28 protein-coding genes, 2 tRNA genes and 1 pseudogene are annotated in these 23,847 nt (G+C 69.7%); 16 read left to right on the forward strand and 15 right to left on the reverse strand.

Going from position 1 to position 23,847, the window contains the following annotated elements; all coding sequences use genetic code 11:
- Positions 1 to 1,229: 1,229 nt before the first annotated feature.
- Both ACIA5C_RS43355 and ACIA5C_RS43360 read left to right on the forward strand, forming a co-directional pair.
- Positions 1,230 to 1,320, forward strand: a tRNA-Ser gene (locus ACIA5C_RS43355).
- 36 nt (positions 1,321 to 1,356) lie between these two features.
- Positions 1,357 to 1,429: transfer RNA gene (locus ACIA5C_RS43360), tRNA-Arg, on the forward strand.
- 334 nt (positions 1,430 to 1,763) lie between these two features.
- Here ACIA5C_RS43360 and ACIA5C_RS43365 read toward each other — a convergent pair.
- The 4 genes and pseudogenes from ACIA5C_RS43365 to ACIA5C_RS43380 all read right to left on the reverse strand — a co-directional run bounded on the left by ACIA5C_RS43365 (position 1,764) and on the right by ACIA5C_RS43380 (position 3,628).
- Positions 1,764 to 2,279, reverse strand: coding sequence for an Ada metal-binding domain-containing protein (locus ACIA5C_RS43365; protein ID WP_396066179.1), 516 nt, complete (start codon positions 2,277 to 2,279; stop codon positions 1,764 to 1,766).
- A gap of 2 nt (positions 2,280 to 2,281) precedes the next feature.
- Entirely contained in the window at positions 2,282 to 2,437 is a 156-nt protein-coding gene (locus tag ACIA5C_RS43370; protein WP_396066181.1) for a 2OG-Fe(II) oxygenase, read from the reverse strand.
- Positions 2,438 to 2,525: 88 nt separating this feature from the next.
- Positions 2,526 to 3,011 (reverse strand): annotated as a pseudogene (locus tag ACIA5C_RS43375) (2OG-Fe(II) oxygenase); the annotation flags it as partial.
- Entirely contained in the window at positions 3,008 to 3,628 is a 621-nt protein-coding gene (locus ACIA5C_RS43380) for a methylated-DNA--[protein]-cysteine S-methyltransferase (protein WP_396066183.1), read from the reverse strand. The pseudogene ACIA5C_RS43375 and the gene ACIA5C_RS43380, both read right to left, overlap by 4 nt.
- A gap of 239 nt (positions 3,629 to 3,867) precedes the next feature.
- Here ACIA5C_RS43380 and ACIA5C_RS43385 point away from each other — a divergent pair, with 239 nt between their 5' ends.
- Together ACIA5C_RS43385 and ACIA5C_RS43390 are read left to right on the forward strand one after the other, a co-directional pair.
- Positions 3,868 to 4,314 (forward strand): ester cyclase, encoded by a 447-nt coding sequence (locus tag ACIA5C_RS43385; RefSeq protein WP_396066105.1) that lies wholly within the window; start codon positions 3,868 to 3,870, stop codon positions 4,312 to 4,314.
- 122 nt (positions 4,315 to 4,436) lie between these two features.
- On the forward strand, positions 4,437 to 4,949 hold the full coding sequence (locus ACIA5C_RS43390) for a methylated-DNA--[protein]-cysteine S-methyltransferase (RefSeq protein ID WP_396066107.1): 513 nt from the start codon (positions 4,437 to 4,439) through the stop codon (positions 4,947 to 4,949).
- 326 nt (positions 4,950 to 5,275) lie between these two features.
- Here the strand turns inward: ACIA5C_RS43390 and ACIA5C_RS43395 are convergent, their stop codons facing one another.
- From ACIA5C_RS43395 to ACIA5C_RS43420, 6 genes are all read right to left on the reverse strand, one after another.
- Positions 5,276 to 5,887 carry a methylated-DNA--[protein]-cysteine S-methyltransferase gene (locus ACIA5C_RS43395; protein ID WP_396066109.1) on the reverse strand — a complete coding sequence of 204 codons (612 nt, stop codon included), beginning with the start codon at positions 5,885 to 5,887 and terminating at the stop codon, positions 5,276 to 5,278.
- Positions 5,884 to 6,384 carry an RNA polymerase sigma factor gene (locus ACIA5C_RS43400; protein WP_396066111.1) on the reverse strand — a complete coding sequence of 167 codons (501 nt, stop codon included), beginning with the start codon at positions 6,382 to 6,384 and terminating at the stop codon, positions 5,884 to 5,886. The genes ACIA5C_RS43395 and ACIA5C_RS43400 overlap by 4 nt, the downstream gene beginning before the upstream one ends.
- 1,207 nt (positions 6,385 to 7,591) lie before the next feature.
- Positions 7,592 to 7,999: an arsenate reductase ArsC gene (locus ACIA5C_RS43405; RefSeq protein ID WP_396066113.1), complete on the reverse strand. Its 408-nt coding sequence runs from the start codon at positions 7,997 to 7,999 to the stop codon at positions 7,592 to 7,594.
- A gap of 29 nt (positions 8,000 to 8,028) precedes the next feature.
- Positions 8,029 to 8,769, reverse strand: coding sequence for an aquaporin (locus ACIA5C_RS43410; RefSeq protein ID WP_396066115.1), 741 nt, complete (start codon positions 8,767 to 8,769; stop codon positions 8,029 to 8,031).
- Between the two features lie 15 nt (positions 8,770 to 8,784).
- On the reverse strand, positions 8,785 to 9,456 hold the full coding sequence (locus tag ACIA5C_RS43415) for a helix-turn-helix domain-containing protein (RefSeq protein WP_396066117.1): 672 nt from the start codon (positions 9,454 to 9,456) through the stop codon (positions 8,785 to 8,787).
- A gap of 48 nt (positions 9,457 to 9,504) precedes the next feature.
- Positions 9,505 to 9,861: an ArsR/SmtB family transcription factor gene (locus ACIA5C_RS43420; RefSeq protein ID WP_396066119.1), complete on the reverse strand. Its 357-nt coding sequence runs from the start codon at positions 9,859 to 9,861 to the stop codon at positions 9,505 to 9,507.
- A gap of 327 nt (positions 9,862 to 10,188) precedes the next feature.
- On the opposite strand from ACIA5C_RS43420, the gene ACIA5C_RS43425 reads away from it, so the two are divergent.
- From ACIA5C_RS43425 to ACIA5C_RS43445, 5 genes are all read left to right on the forward strand, one after another.
- Positions 10,189 to 11,409: a M28 family metallopeptidase gene (locus tag ACIA5C_RS43425; protein ID WP_396066121.1), complete on the forward strand. Its 1,221-nt coding sequence runs from the start codon at positions 10,189 to 10,191 to the stop codon at positions 11,407 to 11,409.
- 18 nt (positions 11,410 to 11,427) lie between these two features.
- On the forward strand, positions 11,428 to 11,757 hold the full coding sequence (locus tag ACIA5C_RS43430; protein WP_396066123.1) for an ArsR/SmtB family transcription factor: 330 nt from the start codon (positions 11,428 to 11,430) through the stop codon (positions 11,755 to 11,757).
- 11 nt (positions 11,758 to 11,768) lie between these two features.
- The gene (locus tag ACIA5C_RS43435) at positions 11,769 to 12,248 is read left to right on the forward strand and encodes a GNAT family N-acetyltransferase (RefSeq protein WP_396066125.1); all 480 of its coding nucleotides are present in this window, start codon (positions 11,769 to 11,771) and stop codon (positions 12,246 to 12,248) included.
- 29 nt (positions 12,249 to 12,277) lie between these two features.
- Positions 12,278 to 13,621: an FAD-dependent oxidoreductase gene (locus ACIA5C_RS43440; RefSeq protein ID WP_396066127.1), complete on the forward strand. Its 1,344-nt coding sequence runs from the start codon at positions 12,278 to 12,280 to the stop codon at positions 13,619 to 13,621.
- A 66-nt stretch (positions 13,622 to 13,687) separates the two neighbouring features.
- Complete coding sequence (locus ACIA5C_RS43445; RefSeq protein ID WP_396066129.1) at positions 13,688 to 14,113, forward strand: ATP-binding protein; 426 nt, start codon at positions 13,688 to 13,690, stop codon at positions 14,111 to 14,113.
- 12 nt (positions 14,114 to 14,125) lie between these two features.
- On the opposite strand, the gene ACIA5C_RS43450 is transcribed toward ACIA5C_RS43445, so the two are convergent.
- From ACIA5C_RS43450 to ACIA5C_RS43460, 3 genes are read right to left on the reverse strand one after another with little or no spacing between them, the layout of a single operon-like run.
- On the reverse strand, positions 14,126 to 14,485 hold the full coding sequence (locus ACIA5C_RS43450) for a DUF3618 domain-containing protein (protein WP_396066131.1): 360 nt from the start codon (positions 14,483 to 14,485) through the stop codon (positions 14,126 to 14,128).
- Complete coding sequence (locus ACIA5C_RS43455; RefSeq protein WP_396066133.1) at positions 14,482 to 14,910, reverse strand: phage holin family protein; 429 nt, start codon at positions 14,908 to 14,910, stop codon at positions 14,482 to 14,484. The genes ACIA5C_RS43450 and ACIA5C_RS43455 overlap by 4 nt, the downstream gene beginning before the upstream one ends.
- A 45-nt stretch (positions 14,911 to 14,955) precedes the next feature.
- The gene (locus ACIA5C_RS43460) at positions 14,956 to 16,020 is read right to left on the reverse strand and encodes a YihY/virulence factor BrkB family protein (protein WP_396066135.1); all 1,065 of its coding nucleotides are present in this window, start codon (positions 16,018 to 16,020) and stop codon (positions 14,956 to 14,958) included.
- Between the two features lie 237 nt (positions 16,021 to 16,257).
- On the opposite strand from ACIA5C_RS43460, the gene ACIA5C_RS43465 reads away from it, so the two are divergent.
- From ACIA5C_RS43465 to ACIA5C_RS43480, 4 genes are all read left to right on the forward strand, one after another.
- The gene (locus tag ACIA5C_RS43465) at positions 16,258 to 17,022 is read left to right on the forward strand and encodes a TetR/AcrR family transcriptional regulator (RefSeq protein WP_396066137.1); all 765 of its coding nucleotides are present in this window, start codon (positions 16,258 to 16,260) and stop codon (positions 17,020 to 17,022) included.
- A gap of 150 nt (positions 17,023 to 17,172) precedes the next feature.
- A complete protein-coding gene (locus ACIA5C_RS43470) occupies positions 17,173 to 17,916 on the forward strand; it encodes a PRC and DUF2382 domain-containing protein (RefSeq protein WP_396066139.1) in 744 nt (247 codons plus the stop codon).
- 176 nt (positions 17,917 to 18,092) lie between these two features.
- Positions 18,093 to 18,521, forward strand: a complete 429-nt coding sequence (locus tag ACIA5C_RS43475; RefSeq protein WP_396066141.1) for an ATP-binding protein — start codon at positions 18,093 to 18,095, stop codon at positions 18,519 to 18,521.
- 81 nt (positions 18,522 to 18,602) lie between these two features.
- Positions 18,603 to 19,829: a PP2C family protein-serine/threonine phosphatase gene (locus tag ACIA5C_RS43480; protein WP_396066143.1), complete on the forward strand. Its 1,227-nt coding sequence runs from the start codon at positions 18,603 to 18,605 to the stop codon at positions 19,827 to 19,829.
- A 13-nt stretch (positions 19,830 to 19,842) separates the two neighbouring features.
- Here ACIA5C_RS43480 and ACIA5C_RS43485 read toward each other — a convergent pair whose 3' ends face one another.
- Entirely contained in the window at positions 19,843 to 20,136 is a 294-nt protein-coding gene (locus tag ACIA5C_RS43485) for an STAS domain-containing protein (protein WP_396066145.1), read from the reverse strand.
- Positions 20,137 to 20,385: 249 nt separating this feature from the next.
- Here ACIA5C_RS43485 and ACIA5C_RS43490 point away from each other — a divergent pair, with 249 nt between their 5' ends.
- The 3 genes from ACIA5C_RS43490 to ACIA5C_RS43500 are packed head-to-tail and all read left to right on the forward strand — an operon-like array spanning position 20,386 to position 22,284.
- Positions 20,386 to 21,195, forward strand: coding sequence for a SigB/SigF/SigG family RNA polymerase sigma factor (locus tag ACIA5C_RS43490; RefSeq protein ID WP_396066147.1), 810 nt, complete (start codon positions 20,386 to 20,388; stop codon positions 21,193 to 21,195).
- 40 nt (positions 21,196 to 21,235) lie between these two features.
- Positions 21,236 to 21,538 carry a PadR family transcriptional regulator gene (locus ACIA5C_RS43495; RefSeq protein WP_396066149.1) on the forward strand — a complete coding sequence of 101 codons (303 nt, stop codon included), beginning with the start codon at positions 21,236 to 21,238 and terminating at the stop codon, positions 21,536 to 21,538.
- Complete coding sequence (locus tag ACIA5C_RS43500; RefSeq protein ID WP_396066151.1) at positions 21,535 to 22,284, forward strand: hypothetical protein; 750 nt, start codon at positions 21,535 to 21,537, stop codon at positions 22,282 to 22,284. The genes ACIA5C_RS43495 and ACIA5C_RS43500 overlap by 4 nt, the downstream gene beginning before the upstream one ends.
- On the opposite strand, the gene ACIA5C_RS43505 is transcribed toward ACIA5C_RS43500, so the two are convergent.
- Positions 22,274 to 23,443, reverse strand: a complete 1,170-nt coding sequence (locus tag ACIA5C_RS43505; RefSeq protein WP_396066153.1) for a winged helix DNA-binding domain-containing protein — start codon at positions 23,441 to 23,443, stop codon at positions 22,274 to 22,276. The genes ACIA5C_RS43500 and ACIA5C_RS43505 overlap by 11 nt on opposite strands.
- Positions 23,444 to 23,847: the final 404 nt, after the last annotated feature.

Genomic DNA, 23,847 nt, shown 5'->3' on the forward strand with positions numbered 1-23,847 from the left:
GGATCGGCTTAACAGATGGCTCCGGCCTCGCAGGCGGGATCGGCGTGGCAGGCGGGGTCGCAGACGGCTCAGAATCCGCAGACGGGTCCGGCGTGGCGGACGGGATCGGCTTCGCGGATGGCTGCGGCATTCCCGAAAGCGTCGGCTTCGCGGATGGCTTCGGCGTTCCCGAGGGGGCCGGCTTCGCGGACGGGACCGGCTTCGCGGGTGCTGGGGACTCGCTAGACGGGAGCCGGTCAGCAGAGGCGAGGTCAGTGGGGGCGACTGCCGTGGGTGCGGGCTCGGAGGGGTGAGGCTTCGAGGGCGGGGTCGCTGCTCGGGGAGGGCGCTTGGCTGGGGCGGGCTTTTGGGGGGTGGACTTCTTTGCTGGGGTGGCCTTGGTCGGGGCCTGCTGGGCTGCGGTTGTGGCGGGTCTTGGCTGAGCCGGCTTTTGGGCTGATTTTGCGGGGCGGGGCTCGCTGGCACCCGGCGGCGTGGGCTCGGGTTGGGTGGGCTCCGGGCCGGTGGCTCCGCGGGTGGGGGCTTGGGGCGGGGTGATGTTTGCTGCGGGGGCGGTCTTTGGCGGGTTCACTCTTTTGGGGGGAGTGGCTTTCTTGGCCGGGGCTTTTTTCGCCGGGGTGCGGCGCGGGGGCGCCGACTTGGGTGGGGTCGGCGCGGTGGGGGCCGGGGAGTTGGGGGCTTCGGGCTCGTCGGCGGGGGGTGGGGAAGCCTTGGGTTGGGTGGGAATGGTGGGTTCGGGGGTCCGGGTCGGCTTTGCGGTGGGGGGAGTGCCCCGCCGTGGGCGCTGCTTGGCGGGAGGCCGCTCGTCGCCGGAAGGGGTCGGGATGCTTGTCTCCGACGGGCGGGGCGCCGCTGCGGTTGGGGGGACGGCGGGCGTACGGAAAGCGGAAGCTGGAGCCGGACGGCCCGGAGTTTTCGCAGCTGGCTGGGGGTGATCTGTGGCACCCGGAGGCTGGAATGCGACCGGCGGAGCCGCCTTGGCGGCCTTCCGCTGGCGCTTGGCCGGCGGCTCTTCCGGCTCGCCGGCCGCGCTGAACGCAGCCCGCGGATCATGGGCCCGGGGGGTATCGCGCGGATTCTCCTCCATGCCGACGCATGCTAGCCGGATCGGCCCTGTTTCACCTGTTGGAGACGCGTGTTCGGGGCCGGCGGCGCGCAAGTGGGCAACCTCTTTGTGCGGCCCTCAAGCGGTCCGGTATCCTCAAGCATCGGTGGCCAGCGGTCACCGGGGAGACTTCGCCTAGTCTGGTCTATGGCGCCGCACTGCTAATGCGGTTGGGGTTTTACAGCCCCTCCCGGGTTCGAATCCCGGAGTCTCCGCGTTCCGGGGCAGTGTGTATGCTTGCGGAGCACTGAGCGCCCGTAGCTCAATGGATAGAGCATCTGACTACGGATCAGAAGGTTAGGGGTTCGAGTCCCTTCGGGCGCACAAGATCATTGAGGGTCTGAGCTGCAGAGATGCGGGTCAGGCCCTTCTTGCTGTCCGGCCTGTGTGGACGACGGGTGTCACACGGGCGCCATTATCGAACGTGACGATGCGTATGGTGGCGGGCACGTGACCTACGGCTTCGTTTCGTAGTGGCGGGCTGTTTCTCCGAAGGTGTTTGTTTTGTCGCGTCCGGCGGGCCGGCTCTTCGCCGCCTTTCTTGATGCGCTTAGGGGTGTGTCGGGCGATGGCCAGGACCAAAGCGGCGGTGGCGTCGGCGCAGCGGCGCTGGGTGTTGCCGAACCGGAACCGGCAGCTGTCTCCGATCGAAGGGAGACTACGGGCGCGCGTGGGACAGCTCTTCCTTGTCGTGGTGCATGCCGAGGCGGGCGTGCTCTTCGTAGAAGTTCAGCAGTGCGGTGTCCGGTGCGTAGTCGTCGCCGGCGCGCGGATCACCGGTCGCGGCGACCAGTCCGGGAAGCCGAGGACTTGATTGCCGTTCACGTCGGTGGCCCGCCGGGGGTATCGGTACGGCTGCCAGTGCCAGCCGAGGCAAACCGTGCCTACCGACATCTCGTGACTTCCAGGCGCGGTATTTGTCGGGTAAGCACGTACCGCACGGGCGGTAGCCGGCCGCGATCGCTGTCGTCTCGTCGGCGAAGAACACGCGGTGGCGCACGTAGCCGCCGCCGGCGATCGAACGGAGCGCGGCCGGGCAGTCGAGCCGCCCGTAGATCCTCGATCGCCGGTGGCCGCCGAACGCTCCCGGTGTCGTGGAGGGATAAGGTCGCCGGTCGGCCCCTAGGAGGCGAAAGGTCTTCGGAGCCCACCGGGGGTTATTGGTCTCCGACATACTCAGCCCGCGTCGTGGAATACCAGCGCGAGCGTGTGCCGTTCGCCGGAACGAATCGCTGATACTCCGTGCCGCACCGGCGCGGCGGACCAGCCGCGCCGGGACTCGACCGGCCGGTCGCTGGTGGTGAACAGGTAGCCGTGTCCGTACGGCAGCAGGGTGGCCGTGCCCCGGGACTGTGCCCGGGGGCCGTTGCTCGAGCAGCAGGAACTCCCCGCCGGTGTGGTCGATGCCGGGCTGGTTCAGGTTGATCACCACCTGCATCGGGAAAACCAGGTCGCCGTACAGGTCGCGGTGCAGGGCGTTCCAGTCCTTCTCGCGGTATTTCAGCAGGATCGCCGACGACTTGGTCTGCCCGGCCTCGTGGCACATGTCGAGCCATTCGTCGAGGGTGTCCGGCCACGGCGCCGGGCGGCCGAGCTTGCGGTACCAGTCGCGGGCGATCGGTAGCAGCCGCGGGTACAGGGCCTGCTTCAGCTGTTCGATCGGCTCGGGATAGGGCGTACGGAAGTAGCGGTACTCGCCCTCGCCGAACCGGTGCCGGCCCATGTTGACCGTGCTGCGGAACCGGCTGTCGTCGGCGTACATCGTGCGGATCTCGACGGTCTCCTCGTCGGTCAGCAACCGTGGGAGCAGGGCGCCACCGTACTCGTTGATCTCGTCGGTGATCCGCACCCAGTCTCCGCCGGCCACTCGCGCCGCCCAGGACCCGTTGGTGGGTGTGCCGCTCATGCTGCTGCCTCCAGTTCCAGTAGGGCGCTCTTGGCGGTGAGCCCGCCGATGTAGCCGCCCAGGCCGCCGTCGGTACGCACCACCCGGTGGCACGGAACGACGATCGGCAGGGGGTTGGTCGCGCAGGCGGTTGCCACGGCGCGTACGGCCTGAGGGTGACCGACGGTCACCGCGACCTGCCGATAGCTCCGTGTCGTCCCGTAGCCGATCCGCGGGAGAGTGCCCTGCACGGCGCGCCGGAAGCCGTTGGACAGCGACGGATCGACAGGCACGTCGAACGCCTTTCGTGTGCGGCCGAAGTACTCGTGGATCTGCCTCGCCGCGACGCTCAGACGCTGGGGCGCCCTCAGGATGCGTGGGCTCACCTTCGTGCCGAGAATCTCCAGGGCCCGGTCCAGGTCCTCCCGGTCATAGGCGACCCGGATCAGGCCTCGCTCGGTCGCGGCGAGAAGCAGCGTGCCGACCGGCGTGTCGATCGTCGTGTACGCGACGTCGAGGATCCCGGCCCGCCGAGAGTTTTCTTCAAGCCTGCGGTGCAGCCGCCGCATGCGGTCGGCCGAGGGCAAAGCGGTGCCGGCGAGAAGGCCGGAAATTTCCCGGCCGCCGACGGTGTCCATGCTCACTGGAACGCTCCTTCCAAACTTAAGGCCGCTTTTGTAGTCCGGTGGCTTTTCTCATCCGTTACTGAGCAGACGCAGGCGATGACCGGAACGTGAGGTCGGTCAGCGGCAACGGCGTACGACTCGGCGGGCGCACGCCGAATTCTTTGCGGTCGGCCTCACATCAGCCGCCGGCTGGGCGTCTTCCCGGTGAGTGCCCCGGCTGGGGCGCCGGAGACATCGCAAAGGACAGTCACATGTCAATCGAAGAGAACAAGGCCGTTGTCGGGCGCTGGTTCACCGAGTTCTGGGGTCCCGACTTCAACCCGGCCGTCATCGACGAGCTCGCCGCCCCGGACATCCGCTTCGAGTACTCGCTGCACGCCCCGTGCCGGGGCCGCGACGAGGTTCGCGCGTTCGCGACCAAGTTCCGCGCCGCGTTCCCGGACCTCGCGTTCGGCGGCACGGCCGATCTGATCGCGGAGGGCGACTACGTGGTCGGGCAGTGGATCGGCGGCGGCACCCAGACCGGTGACGCGTTCGACGACATGCCGATCGGGTCGCTTCCGGCCGGTACCGGCAAGAAGATGCACTTCATCGGCACCACTGTGCTGAAGATCGTGGACGGCCTGATCACCGAGGAGATCGGCCTGGACGACGGCGTGACCGTGCTGCGCCAGCTGGGCCTCATCCGCGAGGCGTGACCATCGCGGCGCGCTGAAGTTGTGGCACGGACTTCCTCCGGCCGTGCCACGACCCAGCTCACCTGAACCCACCTCGAAGCGTCTACCGGAAGAAGACCCCCCACCTGTAGGGAGGCGGCATCATGTCCGCACGGCACACCGTCATCGACACATCGTTGGGCGACATCACTTTGGTGGCGGCCGCCGGCCACGTCACCGGCTTGTATTTTCCGGGCCACTGGCCCAAGCCGGCCCGGCACCTGTTCGGCGCCTACGTTGCCGCGCCCGAGGACCCGCTGTTCGGCGAGTTCGGCGCTCAGCTGGGGCAATACCTGGCCGGTGAGCGCGCCGGCTTCGACCTGCCGACCGCCGCCGAAGGCGACGAATTTCAACGGCGGGTGTGGGCGCTGCTGCGCAAGATTCCGTACGGGCAGACCACCACCTACGGGGCGATGGCCGCGGAACTGGGCGACCGGTCGCAGGCCCAGGCAGTAGGGCAGGCCGTCGGCCGCAACCCGCTGTGCATCGTAATTCCGTGCCATCGGGTGGTCGGCAGCAGCGGCGCACTGACCGGCTATGCCGGAGGCCTGCGCCGCAAGCGCCTTCTGCTGACCCTGGAAGAGCCGGCCCGGGTGGTTGCCGGGGGACTCTTCTGATCTCGGAGACACAGCCTTTCGGCCGAGCTCACATCGTCCGCTCACCCGGGGGCCCACCGGGCCGGACCGGCCCGGGTCCAGATACGGCTCCGCGCCTTCGGGTGGCGCGCACCCACAGGTCGGGCTCCCCGGATGCGAAGCGGCCGGCCTGCCGCAGCCAGGAGGCGGCTTCCTCAGGCCACGCGACCACATCCAGGACGTCACCGCCGGCCGTGGTCCAGACGTGCTCGAGCGTGCGGGCGGCTGAGAGGGCTTGCGGGGTAGCTCGGTCAACGGTATGGAAGGCAGGCCTCGGATGTCGTCGAGTCTTGGCGTCGGCATGGCGCCTACGCCGCCGCTTCCAGGGAGAGCAGGACCCGCTTGGCCTCGGGGCCGCCCAGGTAGCCGCCCATGCTGCCGTCCGCGCGCACGATCCGGTGGCAGGGCACGACGACCGGGATCGGGTTCGTCGCGCAGGCGGTCGCGGCGGCGCGTACGGCCTTAGGGTTGCCGGCCAGACGTGCGACGGTCGAGTAGGAGGCGGTCTGGCCGTAGCCGACCTCGGGAAGGGTCTGAAGCACCAGCTGCCGGAAACCGCGCGACAGACGCCAGTCGAGAGGCACGTCGAACGTACGGCGCCGGCCGGCGAAGTATTCGTCGAGCTGGCCGCGTACGGTCGCCAGACGGTCCGGAGCCCGCAGAACACGTGGGCTGATCCTGTCGGCGAGTGTCTGCAGTACGGCCTCGTGGTCCTCGCCCGCGTAGGCGACGCGTACGAGACCGAGATCGGTGGTGGCCAGAAGGAGCGGACCGACGGGCGTGTCGACGACGTCGTAGGCGACGTCCAGGATGCCGGCGGTCTCCGCGGCCGCTGCCAGCCGACGGTGAAGAAGGTCGAGGTGGCCGGCGTCGACGGGGAAGCCCCGTACCAAATCATCGCGCTCGTTGTCCGATGTCATCGGGGTTCTCCTTTCCCTGGGGTCGCACCCGGATAGGTGCGACGCAGAGCAGCGATACCGTCGGCCGCCGCGCGCCGTGCGGCCGCGGGACTGCCGCCGAGGATGGCAGCGACCTCCGCGTACGGCAGATCGGCCAGATAGTGATAGGCCACGGCCTGTTTCTGCTTCGCGGGCAACGCCGCCACAGCACCGACCAGATCGCCGTCGAGGACAGCGATCGGGTCGGCCGTTACCGGGTTATCGGGCGTCTCGGCGACCGGAACGGCCCGACGGCCCGTCGCACGGACGATGTCGATGGCCTTCCGATGGGCGATCGTGACCAGCCACGCTTCGACGTTGGCGTCGCCGGGCAGGTCCGGATAGGCCCGCATGGCCGACAGGAAGGTCTCCGACCAGGCGTCGTCGGCCTCGACCGGACCGAGCACTGCCCGGCAGACCCGAAGCACGGTCGCGCCGTGCCGGGCGACGACGGACTCGAACGGTGGTTTGCCTGTCATACCAGGTAAACGTCCTCCGTCCGGAGTCCGTGAGGTCGGCGAAACCCAATTCTGCGCCACTCGGCAGATTCCTCAGCCGGCGCCCGGCAACGGACTCCGCGCGCGACCGGTGAAGACCTTTACACCGCTCGATCCGACCCGAGTACGAGCTCTGGGCGAGGCCAGCGGACATGAACGGAGAGACCCGTAAAAGCCGCCGAGCCATCTTGAAAGTTGCCGCTGCGGCGCGGCCGCCACCGCGTCTCCTGCTCAGAAGCGACGCCGTCGAATACGCCGCAACAGCAGCCCAGGCCCGCGCCGAGGAAGAGGTGCTCTGGCGAGGGCTGAGCCTCTCCATCGACGCAGACGACACCGGTACGGACGCGCCATGGCTGGGTTGGTCATCCCAAGGCGAGTTTCAGCGCGAGGCCGCGCCAGCCGCCTCTCATCGCACTCGATAGGCGGCGGGCCGCGTCAATCCAGGGAGCTACGGTGATCGCCCTGCGGTGCGGACCGTTGTCGCACGTGGGCCAGGGGGGCGAGCTGCACGGTCCAGGTCCGGGCTGCCCCGACGACCGCAATGGCCCGGCCGAGAAGCTCGCAGCCCAGCTGCGGAGTACCTTCTGCGAAGCCCCGGTTGATGAAGCTGATCGCCTTCGGGTGGTCACCCGCTTCGAGAGCATCCTCGAGCCCTGCGGTCAAGACCGCGGCGAGCGCGGCGTGGAAACTGTCCGCCCCCTTCTGGCGGAGGGTCCTGGGGGACTCGCGCAACGGTGACGAAGTGACCGCTGGCGGGGCTAACACTGAGGTCATGTGGTCTCCTGTGGTGTCGGTGTTACTCGGTCAGTCCGGTCAGTTCGGCACCCACCTGCCGCAGCCGTGCCGCAACGGCCTCGTCGTTTCCGCATCGGGACCCGCTGAAGGCGATGACGGCGTTTAGAGGCCAGTGATGCTCAGTGCATGACCCGTCGCTGGTAACCGACGCGACGTTGTCCGTCAGCACACTGAAAGTTCGGTGGCGATCCGATACCTACCAACGCTCGGCCCTCAAACCTGGAGGTTGCCCTATGGGACTGCCGAGACCTGAGCAGCACGCCCGGTAGGCGCTGGCCCGTCAAACGATGTTGACGAACTGATCCACCGCTCACTCTACCCGCGTACTCGCCGCGGACACTGGGTGTGGTCGATCGTCCGAGCCCTCGCCGACGTCGGCGAGACGGAGCCGCGATTACCGGGCCGGGATCAGCTCGGCCAGCAGGCGCTCGATCCGGGTGCGGATCTCGTCGCGGATCGGTCGTACGGCCTCGACGCCCTGGCCGGCCGGGTCGTCGAGTTTCCAGTCCTCGTAGCGTTTGCCGGGGAAGACCGGGCAGGCGTCGCCGCACCCCATCGTGATGATGACGTCGGAGTCCTGCGCGGTCTCGTATTCCAGGCGCTTGGGGGTCTGGTCGGTGATGTCGATGCCGACCTCGCGCATGGCCTCGACCGCGGCCGGGTTGATCTGGTCCGCCGGCTCCGAGCCGGCCGAGCGGACCTCGACGGCGTCGCCGGCGAGGTGGCGTAGCCAGCCGGCCGCCATCTGGGAGCGGCCGGCATTGTGTACGCAGACGAACAGGACGCTGGGCTTCGCACTCATGACGACGATCCTTTGGTGGGAGCGGGGTTTCAGCGGGCCGAGGTGACGCTGATGTCGTGCTCGACGACCACGTCGCCGGCGGTCGCCGCGGCGTCCGGGTAGAGCGCGGCGAGCAGGCCGAGGCCGGCGACCAGCCCGACGATCTGGGCCACGACGAAGCCGGGGATCGAGGCGGGGGCGATGCCGGCGAAGGTGTCGGTGAAGGCGCGGCCGACGGTGACGGCCGGGTTGGCGAAGCTGGTGGACGAGGTGAACCAGTAGGCGCCGCCGATGTAGGCGCCGACCGCCGCCGGGGCGACGGCGGCGCGGCCGGAGCGGGCGAGCGCGAAGATCAGCAGGAGCAGACCGGCGGTCGCGACAACCTCGCCGATCCACAGGTGCCCGGCGCTGCGGTCCTTGTGCGAGAAGGCGACCGGCGGTAGAGCGAACATGACGTTGGCCAGGATCGACCCGGTGATCGCCCCGGCGGTCTGGGCACCGATGTATCCGGCCAGGTCTTTACCGGTCAGACCGGCGCCGGAGCGGCGGCCGAGAAACCAGTCGGCCGCCGAGACGACCGGGTTGAAATGTGCTCCGGAGACCGGCCCGAAGGTCAGGATCAGCACGCCGAGTGCGAACGCCGTCGCGACCGAGTTCTCCAGCAGCTGCAGGCCGACGTCGTGCGGGGACAGGGTGCTGGCCATGATGCCGGAGCCGACCACGGCGGTGACGAGCAAAGCGGTGCCGATGAGCTCGGCGAGCAGACGGCGCCACAGGGCGAGCTGGAGCATGGTGACGAGGACTCCTCAGCGGTCGACGGCGGGTGCGATCCGCGCGATGCGGTCGTCGAGATCGGCGTAGGCCGCCTCGAAGGCTTCGTCGGTGTCGACCCGGGCCGGATCCGGAATCGACCAGTGCAGGCGGCGCCGGTCCGGGCCGCCGAGGCCCTCGTGGGCGTTGTCGCAGACCGCGATGACCAGATCCCCGTCGCCGATCACGTCGCTGACGTGGGCGGTGCCGGTCGGGTCGAGGGCGAGGCCGTGCCGGTGAGCCACCTTGACCGCCCGTGGGTGCACGCGACCGGCGGGACGGGTGCCGGCCGACGCGACTTCGCCGCCGACCCGGTCGCGCCACAGGGCGGCTGCCAGCTGGGAGCGGGCCGAGTTGTGCGTGCAGACGAAGACGACACGCTCGCCGGCGTGCAGCGGCGGGGGCGTCAGCGAGGCAAGTGTGTGCGGGTCGAGCCGCAGGTAGGTGCGGCGGCGGTCGCCCTCCGAGCGGGTGCGCACGATCAGGCCGGCGTCCTGGAGAACCTTGACGTGGTGGGCGACCAGGTTGGTCGGCAGGCCCAGGTCGGCGCCGATCTCTCCCGGCGAGGCGTCGCCGAGGGTGAGCGCGTCGACGACGGCCAGACGGGCCGGGTCGCCGAGCGCGGCGTGCACCCGGGCCCGAGCCCGGAGCGAAGGATCAGCGTTCATTGACTCAATGATCACTGACCTATCCGGCTGGGTCAAGCCGCCGCCGATTCAGGCGTCCGGGGTCAGCAAGGTGGCCAACTGCCGCATGAGACCGGGCTGAGGCCAGTAGTAGACCCAGCTGGCCCGGCGTTCGGAGCCGACCAGGCCGGCGGTGCGCAGGACCTTCAGGTGGTGCGAGATCGTCGACTCGGAGACCTCGAACGCCGGGGTCAGGTCACAGACGCAGATCTCTCCGCCCGGTGCCGACGCGATCATCGACATCAGCTGCAGCCGCACGGGGTCTCCGAGCGCCTTGAACGCGCCCGAGAGCGATGCCGCAGCCGCGGCGTCGACCTTTTGCTGGGCCATCGGCGGGCAGCACGACGCGTCGGCGACCTGATCGAGGACGCGAGGCGGATTCGACATACGTCGACCTTGACATGAGTCGAACCCGCGTGCAAGTCTCGGATTCGATAACCATCGGATCCGACGCGCATCGAATCCGGCGACAGCGGAGGAGCGTACGACCATGACCGAAAAGACTCCCGTACCAGGCGGTTTCACCGGGACTCCGGACGCCGCGCTCGCGGTGACCGACACAAGCGGCTGTTGCGGCAGCAGTGCGGGCACGAACTCGCAGGTTGCGGCGTCGAGCCTGTGTTGCGGCACTTCGGCGCAGGCGTCCGCCGAGGGAGCGTGCTGTGGCAGCGCGGCGAAGACCGAGGCGGTCTCGGCCGGTCAGGGCTGCTGCGGATGACCACGCCACCCGCCCTGGCCGAACTGCTCGCGGCGGTCGATGCCGAGCGCATGACGGCAACTGCCGACGCACTGGCCGGCCGGGCGTACGGGGGTCGCCGCGCCGGGAGCCCGGGCGGCGCTGCCGCCCGGGACTGGCTCGGTGAGCGGCTCGCCGGCATCGGTGCCGAGGTGAGCACGGTCCCGTTCGCCGTCCGCGCGGTGCCGGAGATCTACGCCGTGCCCGAGGCGTTCTGGCACGACCGTTCGCGCCGTCGGCGGCTGACGTTCGGCCGGCAGGTGCAGCCGCACCTGGCCTCGGCCGACCTGCCGTCGCCGCGCCGGGGCGATCTGATGGTCGCCGGCACGGATGATCCGGTCGGGCGGTGGCTGCTCGTGCCGTCGGGGATGTCGCTGTTCGAGGCGTACGGGCGTGCCCACGGCGCGGCCGGTCTGCTGATCGGCCGGGGCACCGATCCGGACGGCTGGCACTACACGACGCTGGCCGGCTCCGACCCGGGCCCGCTGCCGATGTTGACGCTCGATCCGGCGACGCACGCGTCGATGATCGCGGCGGAAAGCCGGGGATGGCTGGCCGCGAGCGCGCCGATCCGCCGCGTCGACCGGACCGCCACGAACCTGCTCGCGCGTTGGCATCCAGCCGGTGGCCTGCTGCTGACCGCGCACTACGACGGCGTCGGCGACCATCCCGGCCTGCGGCAGCCCGGCGCGTCCGACAACGCCTCCGGCGTCGCGGTGGTTCTGGAGTCGGCCCGCGTCCTTGCGCCGATCCGGTCGGGCGGTGCGGGCCTGGCGGTCGCACTGCTCGACGCCGAGGAACTCGGCGCCCTCGGTTCCGCGCACCATGCCGCCCAGCTCCGCGCAGCCGGGGCGGCTCCGCTGGTGATCAACGTGGACGGCGCCGGGCGTCTCGAGGGTGCGGCGGCAGTCGAGGCCGGCGGTCCCGCTCATGCGTTGCTGGCCCGGCTCGACCAGGCCGGACGGCACGCCGGGTTGCCGTTGAAACCGGGCCCGGTCGCCTCCGACAACCGCCGCTACGCCGCGGCCGGACTCGCCGCGGTAGGTATCGGGCCCGGCATGGGCGGCTATCACAGCCCGGCCGACACCCCGGACCGCGTCGACCCACACACCCTGACCGCCGTCTGTCGCCTGGTCGTGGCGACCGCCTGGCTCGCCGCCGCCGACACGACTACAGTTTCATCGTTGATCGGCGATTGACGATGAAAATGGTGGAAGATGGCCGACCTGCTCGACCGCACGACCGCGGAGACCTACGCCTCGTGGTTCCGGGCGCTCGCCGACCCGTCCCGGGTGCAGATCGTGGAATACCTGGCCCGGCAACAGCGACCGATGCCGGTCGGCGAGATCGTCGCCGCGGTGGGCCTGGCGCAGTCGACCGTCTCGCAGCATCTGAAAGTCCTGGCCGAGGTGCGGTTCGTGCTCATCGAACCGGTCGGCACGGCCCGGCACTACCGCATCAACACCAGCTGCATCGACTGCTTCCCGTCGGCCGCCGACGTCGTCATGGGCCGTCCCGCCCCGATCGCGATCGGAACCTGCGAGTGAACGTGCGCCCGATGACTCCCGCCGACGCCGGCGCGGTCCTCGCGATCTACCAGGCCGGGCTCGACGACGGGAACGCCAGCTTCGAAACCGCCGCGCCCGCCTGGGCGGCCTTCGACACCGGCAAGTTGCCGGGCCATCGGCTCGTCGCCGTCGACGGTGACACCGTACTCGGCTGGATCGCGGTCTCCCCGGTGTCGGCCCGTCCGGTCTACGCCGGCGTCGTCGAACACTCCGTCTACGTCGACCCCGCCGCTCAGGGCCGGGGCGTCGGCCGGACCCTGCTCGACGCCCTCATCGCCTCGACCGAGGCGGCCGGGATCTGGACCATCCAATCCGCGATCTTTCCGGAAAACCAGGCCAGTGTCGCGCTTCACCGTGCTGCCGGGTTCCGCGCCATTGGCGTACGCGTAAAGGTCGCCCGCCACGCAGCGCAAGCGAACCGCTGGCGCGACACCGTCCTCGTCGAACGCCGCAGCCCCGTCGTCCTCTAACTCTTCTTCTCCGACCAGGAGGCACTTTCGTGACCACCGACCTTGACCACCTGCCCATCGTCGTCATCGGCGCCGGACCCGTCGGCCTGGCCGCCGCGGCGCACCTCGCCGAGCGCGGCCTGCCCTTCACCGTGGTCGAAGCCGGCGACCGCCCCGCCGCGGCCATCCGTGAGTGGGGCCACGTGCGGCTGTTCTCGCCGTGGCGCTTCGACATCGACCCCGCCGCGGCCCGGCTCCTCGAAGACGCCGGCTGGGCCCGGCCCGACGACGACAAGCTGCCCACCGGGGCGCAGCTCGCCGACGACTACCTGCAGCCGCTGGCCGACCTGCCGGCGATCAAAGACCACGTCCGCTACCACGCGCCGGTCGCCGCGATCACCCGGCTCAGCCTGGACCGGCTGCGCAGCACCGGCCGCGAGGACACCCCGTTCCTGATCCGGCTGGCCGACGGCGAAGACCTGCTCGCCCGCGCGGTCATCGACGCCTCCGGCACCTGGCACACCCCCAACCACCTCGGCGCCTCCGGCATCCCCGCACACGGCGAAGCGGCCGCCGCGGCGTACATCGAAAGGTCCTTGCCCGACGTCCTGGGCCGCGACCGTGACCGGTTCGCCGGTCGCCGGACCCTCGTTGTCGGCGCCGGGCACTCGGCCGCCAACACCCTGCTCGCCCTCGCCGAGCTCGCCGAACAGGAACCGGGCACCACCGTGACCTGGGCGATCCGGGCGGCCGGCCCGGCCCGCACCTACGGCGGGGAGACCGCCGACGCCCTGCCCGCCCGCGGCGCGCTGGGCAGCCGGCTGCGCGAGCACGTCGAATCCGGCGCGATCCGGTTGCTGACCGGTTTCAGCGTCCAGCGCGTCGACGCCGGGCCGGACGAGGTCGCCGTGTCCGACGGCCGCCGCGAGATCACCGCCGACCGGATCGTGGCGGCCACCGGCTTCCGGCCTGACCACACGATCGTCGCCGAACTGCGCCTCGACCTCGACCCCGTCGTCGGATCGACCCGCGAGCTGGCCCCGCTGATCGACCCGAACCTGCACTCCTGCGGCACCGTCCCGCCGCACGGCGTCGACCAGCTCGCCCACCCCGAGCCCGGCTACTACGCCATCGGCTCCAAGTCCTACGGCCGGGCACCGACCTTCCTCATGGCCACCGGCTACGAACAGGCGCGCTCGGTCGTCGCCGCGCTCGCCGGGGATTGGGCCGCCGCCCGCGACGTGCAACTCGATCTGCCCGAGACCGGCGTGTGCAACAGCGACCCGATCCTCGGCGACGACTGTTGTGCCACGCCGGCCGCGCAGCCCACACCTCTGACGTTGATCACCATCGGCGCCCCGGCCGCCGAAGGGCAGACCGGCTCCTGCTGCTGACCCCGCTTTCCGGGCCGACGGTCCGGGGGATGCTTCAACGAACCGGTGGCCGGGCATTGCACGGCCATGAGCCGACTTCCGCAGACGCTTCCGCCGGACGCCGACGTCATTTTCACCTGGATTCTGGACAGCACAGCCGAGCTGCAAGGTCTGCGTGCCGCTCTGGGTAACGTCCTTCATGGCCCAGGTGCGGCCGGCGTCGGCCGGCTCGGTGACGTGCCGGAGCGGATGGTGCTGGTCGCGACCGAACTCGCGACCAACGCGATCCGCCATGGCTCGGCCCCGACCGAGGTGCAGCTGTTGCGGGCCGGGGACATGTTTCTGCTCGACGTGAGCGACCATGATCCCGATACCGTCCCCGAACCGGCCGATGCAAGCGTGCAGGACATGGGCGGTCGCGGGCTGGCGCTGGCTCAGTCCTTCTCGGTGGACGTCGGCTGGTACTGCACCCCGCCGACCAAGCATGTCTGGGCCACGTTCGCCGCAGCTTGACCGCCTTTTGGCTCAGGAACGTCTCCGTCGCAGCCCGACGATGACCGTGACGATGACGGCAGCGGCGGCCGCGGCGATCGCCGCCAGCGGCAGGGGCCGGCGCATCGGTGCGGGAAGGTCGGAGTCGGCCAGCTGCTGCTTGGCCGTCGACGCCTTCTCCGCCACGGTGCCGACCGCCTGCGCCGCCTGGTCCTTCGCGTCGGACAGCTTCTGCCGGGCTTTGCCACCGGCGTCGCCGAGGGCCTGCTTGGCGCGGGTTTTCACGTCGGCCTTGGCGGCGAGTTCCTGCACCGTCTCGCCCAGCTCGGCGCGGGTCTGCTCGATCTCCGCGCGTAGCTGCTGCGGATCGGTGGGCGTCGGCGAGTCACTCATGAGGAGCGTCCTTCCTTGACGGCGGCCTTCACGGTCTTCACATCGGCTTGCGTGCTTGCGACGGCGGCGCTGGGCACCGGCGGTACGGCGGCCTTCAGCTTCTGCTTGCCGAGTACGGCCGCGATGCCGGCGGCGGCGAGCACGACGACCAGTACGACCAGCAGCGCCAGCCACAACGGCCATACCAGGTCCAGCAGCACCACGGCGAGCGCCAGGAGCAGGCCCAACCCGTAGAGGCCGAGTACACCGGCGCCGCCGACCAGGCCACCGCCGATCCCGGCTCGCTTGCCCTTCTCGGCCAGTTCGAGCTTCGCCAGGGCGAGTTCGTCGCGTACCAGGGTCGAGATCTGCGCGGCGGCCTGGCTCACCAGCTCGGATGTGGACGCCGCCGGCGGCGACGGGTCATGCAACGATCCGTTCGACATTTCCGCACTCCTCTTCATCACCAGCCGGGCAGTCGCCCCGAGCTGCTAGTTGGTACTCAGGCCCTGCTCGCTACCGGGTTTGATCTTCCGGTCGTCGCGGAGCTCGAGGAACGGCTCGTCGGTGGGGTCCTGTCCGGCCGCGATGGCCCGGCCGCGTTCGAGTTCGGCGTCGAGTTCGGCGCCGAGCAGGATCGCGATGTTTGTGATCCACATCCAGACCAGGAAGGCGATCACGCCGCCGACGGTGCCGTAGGTCTTGTTGTAGTTGGCGAAGTTGGCCAGGTAGACCGCGAACGCGGCCGAGGCGACGATCCACAGCAGGACGGCGAAGAGACCACCCGGGGTGACCCAACGGAACCCGCCGGTCTTCGCGTTGGGCGACGCCCAGTAGAGAATCGCGAACATGAGACTGACCAGGATCAGCAGCACCGGCCATTTGGCGATGTCCCAGGTCAGCACCGCGGCGGAGCCGAGACCGATCTTGTCCCCGACGATCTTGGCGAGGTTGCCGGTGAAGATGACGATCGCCGCCGAGATGATCAGCATCAGACCGACCACCGCGGTGACCCCCACCCGCAGAGGCAGCGTCTTCCAGATCGGCCGGCCTTCCGGCACGTCGTAGACGGCGTTGGCGGCGCGCATGAAGGCCGCGGTGTAGCCGGAGGCGGACCAGAACGCGACGACGATACCCACGATCGCGGCGATGCCTGCCTTACCGGGGTCTTTGACCTGGTCCAGGACGGTGCCGACCAGGTTCTGCAACTGCGGGTTCGGGGCCAGCTGATGCAGGGCGTCCTGGACGGTCTTCTGGCCGTTGCTGCTGAGCATGCCCAGCATCGAGATGATGACCAGCAGCCCGGGGAAGATCGACAGCACTCCGTAGTAGGTCAGAGCGGCTGACCAGTCGGACAGGTTGTCCTGCGAGTACTGCTTGAAGGTGCGCTTGAGCGCGGCGAACAGGCCCTTGCCCTTCAACTCGGTGGGGCTGTCCGGGCCCTCGTCGGGCCCGGGCGCGGACGAGTCGAAGGGCTTGTCGTCACCGGTCTTCGTCGTGGTGACCGCGCCAAGATCGGCATCGTCTTTGCGGGCGTCGTTACGGTCAGCGCTCACGGGCGGGCCTCCTATTTGACCGAGGGTGCGACCGCTGCAATCCCCACCCCGTCGCTCTTTCAATCCCATCTACGCGATTCATTCACCACTCGTTGTTTATGAGCTAAACGCGGAAGCTGAAACCGTTTCACAGGAACCCTCATTGCACTGACTGACTCGTCCCGGTCACCGCGGGACCGTCATCTATGGGAGGCTTGCGCGGTATGCGACGGCGCACAGGAAAGTGCGGGAGGCGTGATGCAGGACCCCGACACGCCGCAGGCGCGCGGCGACGCGGCCGCGGCCATTCCCGCCGGCCCGCCGGGTTCCGGGCGCAGCGGCCTCGACCAGCGGCGCATCCTGGGTGCCGCGGTGCGGTTCATCGACGAGAACGGCCTGCGGATGCTGACCATGCAGCGCCTCGGCGCCTACCTCGGCGTCGAAGGCATGGCCCTGTACCGATATGTGCCGGGCCGGGAGGCGCTGCTCGACGGCGTGGTCGAAACCGTCGTCGACGAACTGTTCGGCGACCCCGACGTACACCTGGAAGCGCACGCCGGGTGGGTCGACTACCTGCAACGGCTGGCCCACGGCCTGCGCCGCATCGCCCTCGCCCACCCCGAGGTGTTTCCGCTGGTGGCCACCCGGCCGCCGGCGGCACCGTGGGTCCGGCCACCGCTGCGGAGTCTGCGGTGGATCGAGTCGCTGCTCGAGGTGATGACCGAGGCCGGCTTCTCCGATGAGAACGCCGCCGCCGTCTACCGGGCGTTCAGCAGTTTCCTGCTCGGTTACCTGCTTCTCGAGGTCTCCGCCCACGGCGTCGAGACCGGCCCGGTCGAGGAACCCGACGTGTCCCCGATCGAGGACTTGAGCAAATACCCGATCCTGCAGCGCCTCGAGCCGCACCTGTCGGTCGACGTCGCCGCTCAGGACTTCGAGGAAGCACTCGAGGCACTGCTGGACCGAGTCGCGCTGCTCCTGCCGCGCCGCCGGCGCCCACCGCGGCTCACCGAGAACAAGTGAAATCCAAGCAGTGAGGCGAAGCCGGTTTATGTCCTAAACCGAGGGGCATCATCGAGCTGTAAATCGATTCGGATAACCACTTCGGTGGTCATCGATCGTGCGCTCCGATCGTTTCTCGGTCGTGAGCCGACCCCTCCGGAAGGACTCCTCGTGATTACCCAGAACGACATCGCCCGGCTCACCGGCGCCGACGTGTACGGCACCGACGGCGACAAGATCGGCTCGGTCGGTCAGGTCTACCTCGACGCCCAGAGCGGCGACCCCGAGTGGGTGACCGTCAAGACGGGCCTGTTCGGCACCAAGGAAACCTTCGTCCCACTGCGGGACGCGAGCGCCAACGGCGACCGCGTCACCGTGGCTTACGGCAAGGACCAGGTCAAGGACGCCCCTCGGGTGGATGCCGACGGTCCGCTGACGAACGACCAGGAGAACGAGCTCTACACGTTCTACGGGGTGTCGGCCACCAGCAGCAACGGCTACCAGAACCGCGACGACACCGGTTACGCGGGCGGCGAGAACGCGATGACCCGGTCCGAGGAGCGCCTGGTCACCGACACCCGCACCGAGCAGGCCGGTAAGGCGCGGTTGCGCAAGTACGTGGTGACCGAGCAGCAGCAGGTCACCGTTCCGGTCGAGCACGAAGAGGTACGGCTGGAGCGGGAGCCGATCACCGACGCCAACACCGGTGACGCCTACGACGGCCCGGAAATCAGTGAGGCCGAACACGAGGTGACCCTGCACGCCGAGCGCCCGGTCGTGGACACCGAGGCCGTTCCGGTCGAGCGGGTACGCCTGGGCAAGGAGACCGTCCGCGACGAGCAGACCGTCTCCGGCGAGGTCCGCAAGGAGCAGATCGAGTTCGACGGCCCGGAAGCCGGCCGCGGCCGCCGCTGACCGCAGCCACCAGTACGGGCAGTGGGCTCAGGTGCGCCTGCCCGACGACACGGTGTTTCCGCCACCGGTGTCGAAGGCTGAACGGCCCCGCCGGTCACTCGGCAAGGCACCCCTGCCCACCGCCGAGGAGAAACAATCTCGCATTGGCGGCGTAATTCTGGGCAAAATATGCAGTCATGACAGGGTGGGATATGCGGCAGCCGCCGAGCATCGATGAAGAGCTCGCCCGGTGGACGCTGGCCGCCCCGCCGCAGTTGCACGGCCTGCGGGCGGCCCTGCAGCAGGCTGTCATCGATCAGTCCGACGCGGCCGACCCGATGGACCTGGCCGAGCGGCTCACCATCGTCGCGACCGAGCTGGCCGGTAACGCATTGCGTCACGCGCAGCCGCCCACCGTGGTCGCCCTGCAGCGGTCGGACGGGAAGTTCGTCGTCGTTGTGCTGGACAACGCTGCCGGTTCCGCGCCGGCCGTCGCCGACAACCGCGGCGCCGGCGAGGGCGGCCTCGGCCTTGTCCTGGCGCAACGTCTCGCTCAGGATGTCGGCTGGTACCTGACCGACACCGGCAAGGGCGTGTGGGCGACCTTTGCCCTGACCGGGAATTGACCTTCTTCGTCATATCGCGTTCTGGTGACACCTTCGCGGCGGGCGGCCGTGCGAGCGGCGTACGGGATTAGGGTGGTCGATGTGGATGATCCGCCGCTGACCAGCGTCGACGAGCGGCTACGCCGTCTGGAGGCGGTAGCCGACGCTGCCCTCTCGCACCTGGATGTCTCCGACCTGCTCGACGAGCTCCTCGACCGCGTCCGTGACCTGCTGGAAGCCGACACCGCGGCGATCCTGCTGCTCGACCGCCACGCCCGTCAGCTGGTCCCGACCGCCGCGAAGGGCTTGGAGGACGAGGTCCGCCAAGGCATCCGGATCCCGGTCGGTGAGGGCTTCGCCGGCCGGATCGCTGCCGAACGCCGGCCGATCGTCATCCCCGAGGTCTCCGTCAGCGACCTGGCCAGCCCGTTCCTGCTGCACCGGGGCGTCCGATCCCTGCTCGGTGTGCCGATCTTCGCCGCCGGCGAATTGCTCGGCGTGTTGCACGTCGGCACCCTGCAGCCCCGCGAGTTCGCCGCCGACGAGATCAGGCTGCTCGAGCTGGCCGCCGACCGGGCCAGCGCCGCCGGACGGGTCCGCTCCCAGAAACTGGAGCAGGCCGCCGCGCTCGCCCTGCAGCGCAGCCTCCTACCTCCCCAGCTGCCCGCCCTGCCGGGGCTGGAGGCGGCAGCGCGGTACGTGCCGGGTCACGGGTTCGGCGTCGGCGGCGACTGGTACGACCTGTTCACCCTGCCCTCGGGCTGGCTCGGCGTGGTCATCGGCGACGTCTCCGGCCACGGCCTGGCCTCGGCCGTGGTGATGGGGCGCATCCGCAGCGCGCTGCGCGCCTACGCCCTGGTCTGCGACGACCCGGCCCAGGTTCTGACCCTGCTCGACCGCAAAATTCACCACTTCGAGGCCGGCAGCCTCACCACCGCCCTGTACGCGATGATCAGCCCCGACCGCCAGACCATCCGCATTTCGTGCGCCGGGCACCTTCTGCCGGTTCTGGCGGTTCCCGGCCGGCACACGGTACTGGCCGAGGTGCCGGTCGACGCGCCGCTGGGAATCGGCCGCACACCCGCCGACCGACGTACATCGGCGGTGGAGTTCCCGGCTGACGGGCTGCTGCTGTGCTACACCGACGGTCTCGTCGAGCGCCGCGACCGCATCATCGACGTCGGGATCAAAGCGCTGACCGACGTGGTGACGGCCGAAGACCCGCAAGCCGCATGCGACACGGCGATGTCGCTGGTCGCGGATGAGCAGCCGGGCGACGACATCGCGGTACTGGCCCTTCACCGCATCCCGGCCGAGGCCGGGTCCTAGTCACACCGCGCGGTCAGCGCGGAGCCAAAACCTCATCCAGTCCGGTGACGGCCAGCAGGCGCTGCGCCGCCGGGCTGGGGTTGACCACGGTGAAGCCGCGACCTTCTTTGTGCGCGTGGTTGAGACCGCTGATCAGCACACCCAGCGCGCTGGAGTCGAGGAAGCCGACCTCGGCCAGGTCGACCCGTACCGCGGTGACGTCCGGCGACTCCACCTCCTCGAACAGCAGGGCCTGCACGGTTGAAGCGCTGGCGAGATCCAGTTCGCCGCTGAGCAGGATGGTGGACACGCCGGCCTCACGAGTCATGCGGTGATGCCAGATCGGCGACGGCTCCATGAACAGCTCCTCGGGGGCTCGATACGCCCATCCTGCACCACCCGGGAACCGGTCATCGTGACGGGCGCCGCCCCGGACGATTAATCCGATCTTGTGGTTTAGACAGTCGGCAGGTGGGGGCATAACAGGTCGCGCGGTTTTCCGCGCACCATGCCAGGTGTGCATTTGCGGGCCGGGCGTGGACGGGCTGCCGAGTCGGCAGCAAACGCAGGGAGTCCTATGACCGTCGTTGACGTGCCCGCCCACCGCACCGAAGTCCGGCCGCACTCGAGCAGCCGCCCGGATCTCGCCGGCGAGCTGATCAACGCGATGGCGGTTCTGCCGGCCGGGCACCCGTCGAAGGCCGGGCTCCGTGACCGGGCGATCGAGGCCTGGCTTCCGCTGGCCAAGCACCTGGCGAACCGGTACGCGGGCCGCGGCGAGCCGTTCGACGACCTGCAGCAGGTCGCCATGGTCGGGCTGATCAAGGCGGTCGACCGGTTCGACGCCGAGCGCGGCATCGACTTCGCCGGTTTCGCCATCCCGACCGTCGTCGGCGAGCTCAAGCGGCATTTCCGCGACCGGACCTGGTCGATCCGGGTTCCGCGCCGGCTGCAGGAACTCCGGCTGGCCATCACCGGCGCCAACAACACGCTCACCCACACCCTGGGCCGGTCCCCGACGGTCGCCGACATCGCGACGCACCTCGAGATCAGCGAGGAAGAGGTCCTCGAAGGCCTGGAAGGCGCCCGCGCCTACAACTCGGCCAGCCTGTCCACGCCGGTCAACGAGGACGGCAACACCACCCTGGCCGACACGCTGGGTGAGCAGGACACCGGCTTCGAACTGGCCGAGCTGCGCATCGCTCTCGGGCCGGCACTGGCCGCCCTGGACGACCGTGAGCAAAAGATCATCAGCCTGCGCTTCTACGGCAACCTCACCCAGACGGAGATCGCCGAACAGGTCGGCATCTCCCAGATGCACGTCTCGCGGCTGCTCAGCAAGGCGCTGGCCAAGCTCCGGCGGCAGATCGGCGAACCTGTCCTCTGAGCTCTTTTACATATGTTGTTGACCAACATATGGTGGCCGGGTGAGGGAACCTACGTACTTCATCCTGGCCGCACTCCAGGACGAGCCTCGCCATGGTTACGCGATCATCACCCGGGTGGCGGAGTTGTCCCGGCAGCGCGTCACGGTCGCGACCGGCACGCTCTACCAGGCGCTCGACCGGCTCGTCCGGGAAGGCCTGATCGAGGTGGTCCGCGACGAGGTGGTGAACGGGCGGGCCCGGCGGCATTATGCGCTGACCCCGTCCGGACGCTCCGCCTTGCAGGCGGAGGCCGCGCGGATGGCCGAGGCCGCGAAGGTCGTGCTGCGGGTGAGGCCGGCATGAACGCGTACGCCATGATGGTCGCCCTCTACCCGGCCGGTTACCCGCGCGACGAGATGCTGGGCGTGCTCGAGGAGAACGGGCGGCCCTGGCTTCGGGAGGCGCCCGCCCTGCTGCTCGGGGCCGCGCGCGCCCGCACCGGGGCAGACCATCCCCCACGGCGGCGGTGGCTCTACGCCGCCCGCGCCGCCGCGCTGATGCTGCTGGTGTCCGGCTCCCTCACGCCGGTCATCGACCTGCACTACGGCGTGCAGTTGCGCACCGGCCTCACCGTCGCCACCTGGGTCTGCGCGGGTCTGGCCGCCGGGGCCGTGGTGGGCGGCGTGCGGCTCTGGGCGTTCGGCCTGGCCGCGGCCGCACTGGCACTCAGCTCGATCGACGAGATCAGCATGACCGCGATCGCCGCGTACGCCGTGGCCGCCGTCCTGCTGCTGATCCCGGGGCGGCCGCTGCCCGTGCGCAACCCGCTGCCCATCCTGCTGGCCCTGGCCTGGAGCGCCGACTACACCGCCCCGGCCTGGGTGCAGCCTGCCCTGCTGGCGGCGCTTCTGTTGTGGACGCTGGTCGACGAGCGGCCCCTGCTCGCGGTCGGCCTGGCACTGTCGGCGGCCCTGATCACCGCAACCGCCGAGGTCGCCGACGTCTCGGACGGCCGGGGTCTGCTCATCATGGCCGCTCTGCGCCTGGGCCTTCCGATAGCGGTGGTGGGTGTGGCCGCCACGATCACGCACCGGCGTGCTACCGGCTGAGCCGGCGTTCGAGTGGCGTCCGAACGGCGGGAGCAATTATCGCGCCATCGATGCGCTCCCCTAGACGGTTGGCGGCCTCCTCGACCGCTGCGGCGGCCTCCCGCCCCCGGTCGGCGACGATTTTCACGACAATGCCGGACGCTGCGGAGGCCCAGGCGCCGATCAGTTCACCGTTCCACCAGATGGTGGGGCCGATGTTCCCGGCCCGGTCGTAAATCAGGGCGGGGTCGACGGCGGTGAACCAGTCCCGGTGTTTCCAGCCCATGGGAGTGGGGTCCAGGCACGGCAACAGGCAGGCGACCGGTTCGGCGGGGGCAGCGGTTTCCGCGCCGCGCAGGTCGATTCCGGGCCGGCCGTACAGGTCGACTTCTTCCAGGTCGAGCCGGCCGAGGGCGGCGCGCGTGGTGGACTTGTTCCATCCGGTCCACCACTCGAGGTCTTCTACGGTCGCGGGACCGAAACGCTCGAGCCAGCGCCGGGCGAGTGAGGCTTGGGCGGCCGGCGGGTCGATCGATGGTATGCCGCCGGGCCGCCATGCGGAGACCGGTTCCCAGCGGTGATTGCGGGTGGTCCAGGCACCGACCGGTGCGCTGCGGACAATCCGCCCCTCCGCGCTCATCAGGGTCAGCAACGGTGAGGTGAGCCCCTGCCGTTGTTCGGAGCGGGTTCGGGCCGGGATGGTGGCGCGCAGGTTCGGCTCGTCGGCGCGCAGTTCGACGCCCGTGGCGCGAGCCCGTCGCTTGAGTGCCTGCTCGACCCGCATCTCCGTGGCTCGCAGCCAACCGGGCAGGTCTTCGTTCACCGGCGGTTCGATGCCGTTGCGTTCCAGCAGGGTGAGCAGGCGTCGTCGCAGGGTGGCGGCCAGCGGTGTGCTCACGGCGGACTGGATCATCGGAATGTCCTCGCGAGCGAAGACAAACAGGGTGCGGCGCATCGCCATCCAGCGCACCAGCCCGCGCCGCTCGTACATCGCGGCGGAGACGTCCGGAAGGGTGATGGAGTGGCCGCGGGCGAGGACCGAGAGGTAGACGGAGGCCGGGTCGGTCGCGTGCAGCGCCACCATCGCGTCGACGACCTGCTCGGAGGTCTTGGCGTCGCCGGTCAGGTGGTGTCGGCGCACGAGCTCTCGCCGCCGCTGCTCGACCGTGATGGTTCGCATCCGGATACCTCTCACTCACCTGAATCGTGCCAGTCGGGGAGGGCGCGAGCGGCCGCAGCGCCAAGGTAACTGTCGATATACCTGGGAAGCTCGGAGAGTCACCGAGAAAATCTATGACGGAAGTACTAGACATCCTCGCCGGTACCGGTTAATGTTCCTGGTGTTGACGAACGAAGTCGCGGAAAACGCCGACGAGAGTGACCGAGCGTCAAGCAGGGCCCGGACTCAGGTGATGGGCTCGCTCGGCACCGAGCAAGGTACGAAACAAGGTATGCAGCACGGCAGTTAGCAAGGCAAGCAGTAAGGCAAGTTGCAAGGTACGCAGCACGGCACGTCGCAAGAAACGCAGTCAGGCACCTGGAAAGTGAAGACCCTGACGTAATTCCAGGTCAGGGCGCTCAGCC

It is taken from the genome of Actinoplanes sp. NPDC051343, from assembly GCF_044455125.1.
In the GTDB taxonomy this organism is placed as follows: Bacteria; Actinomycetota; Actinomycetes; order Mycobacteriales; family Micromonosporaceae; genus Actinoplanes.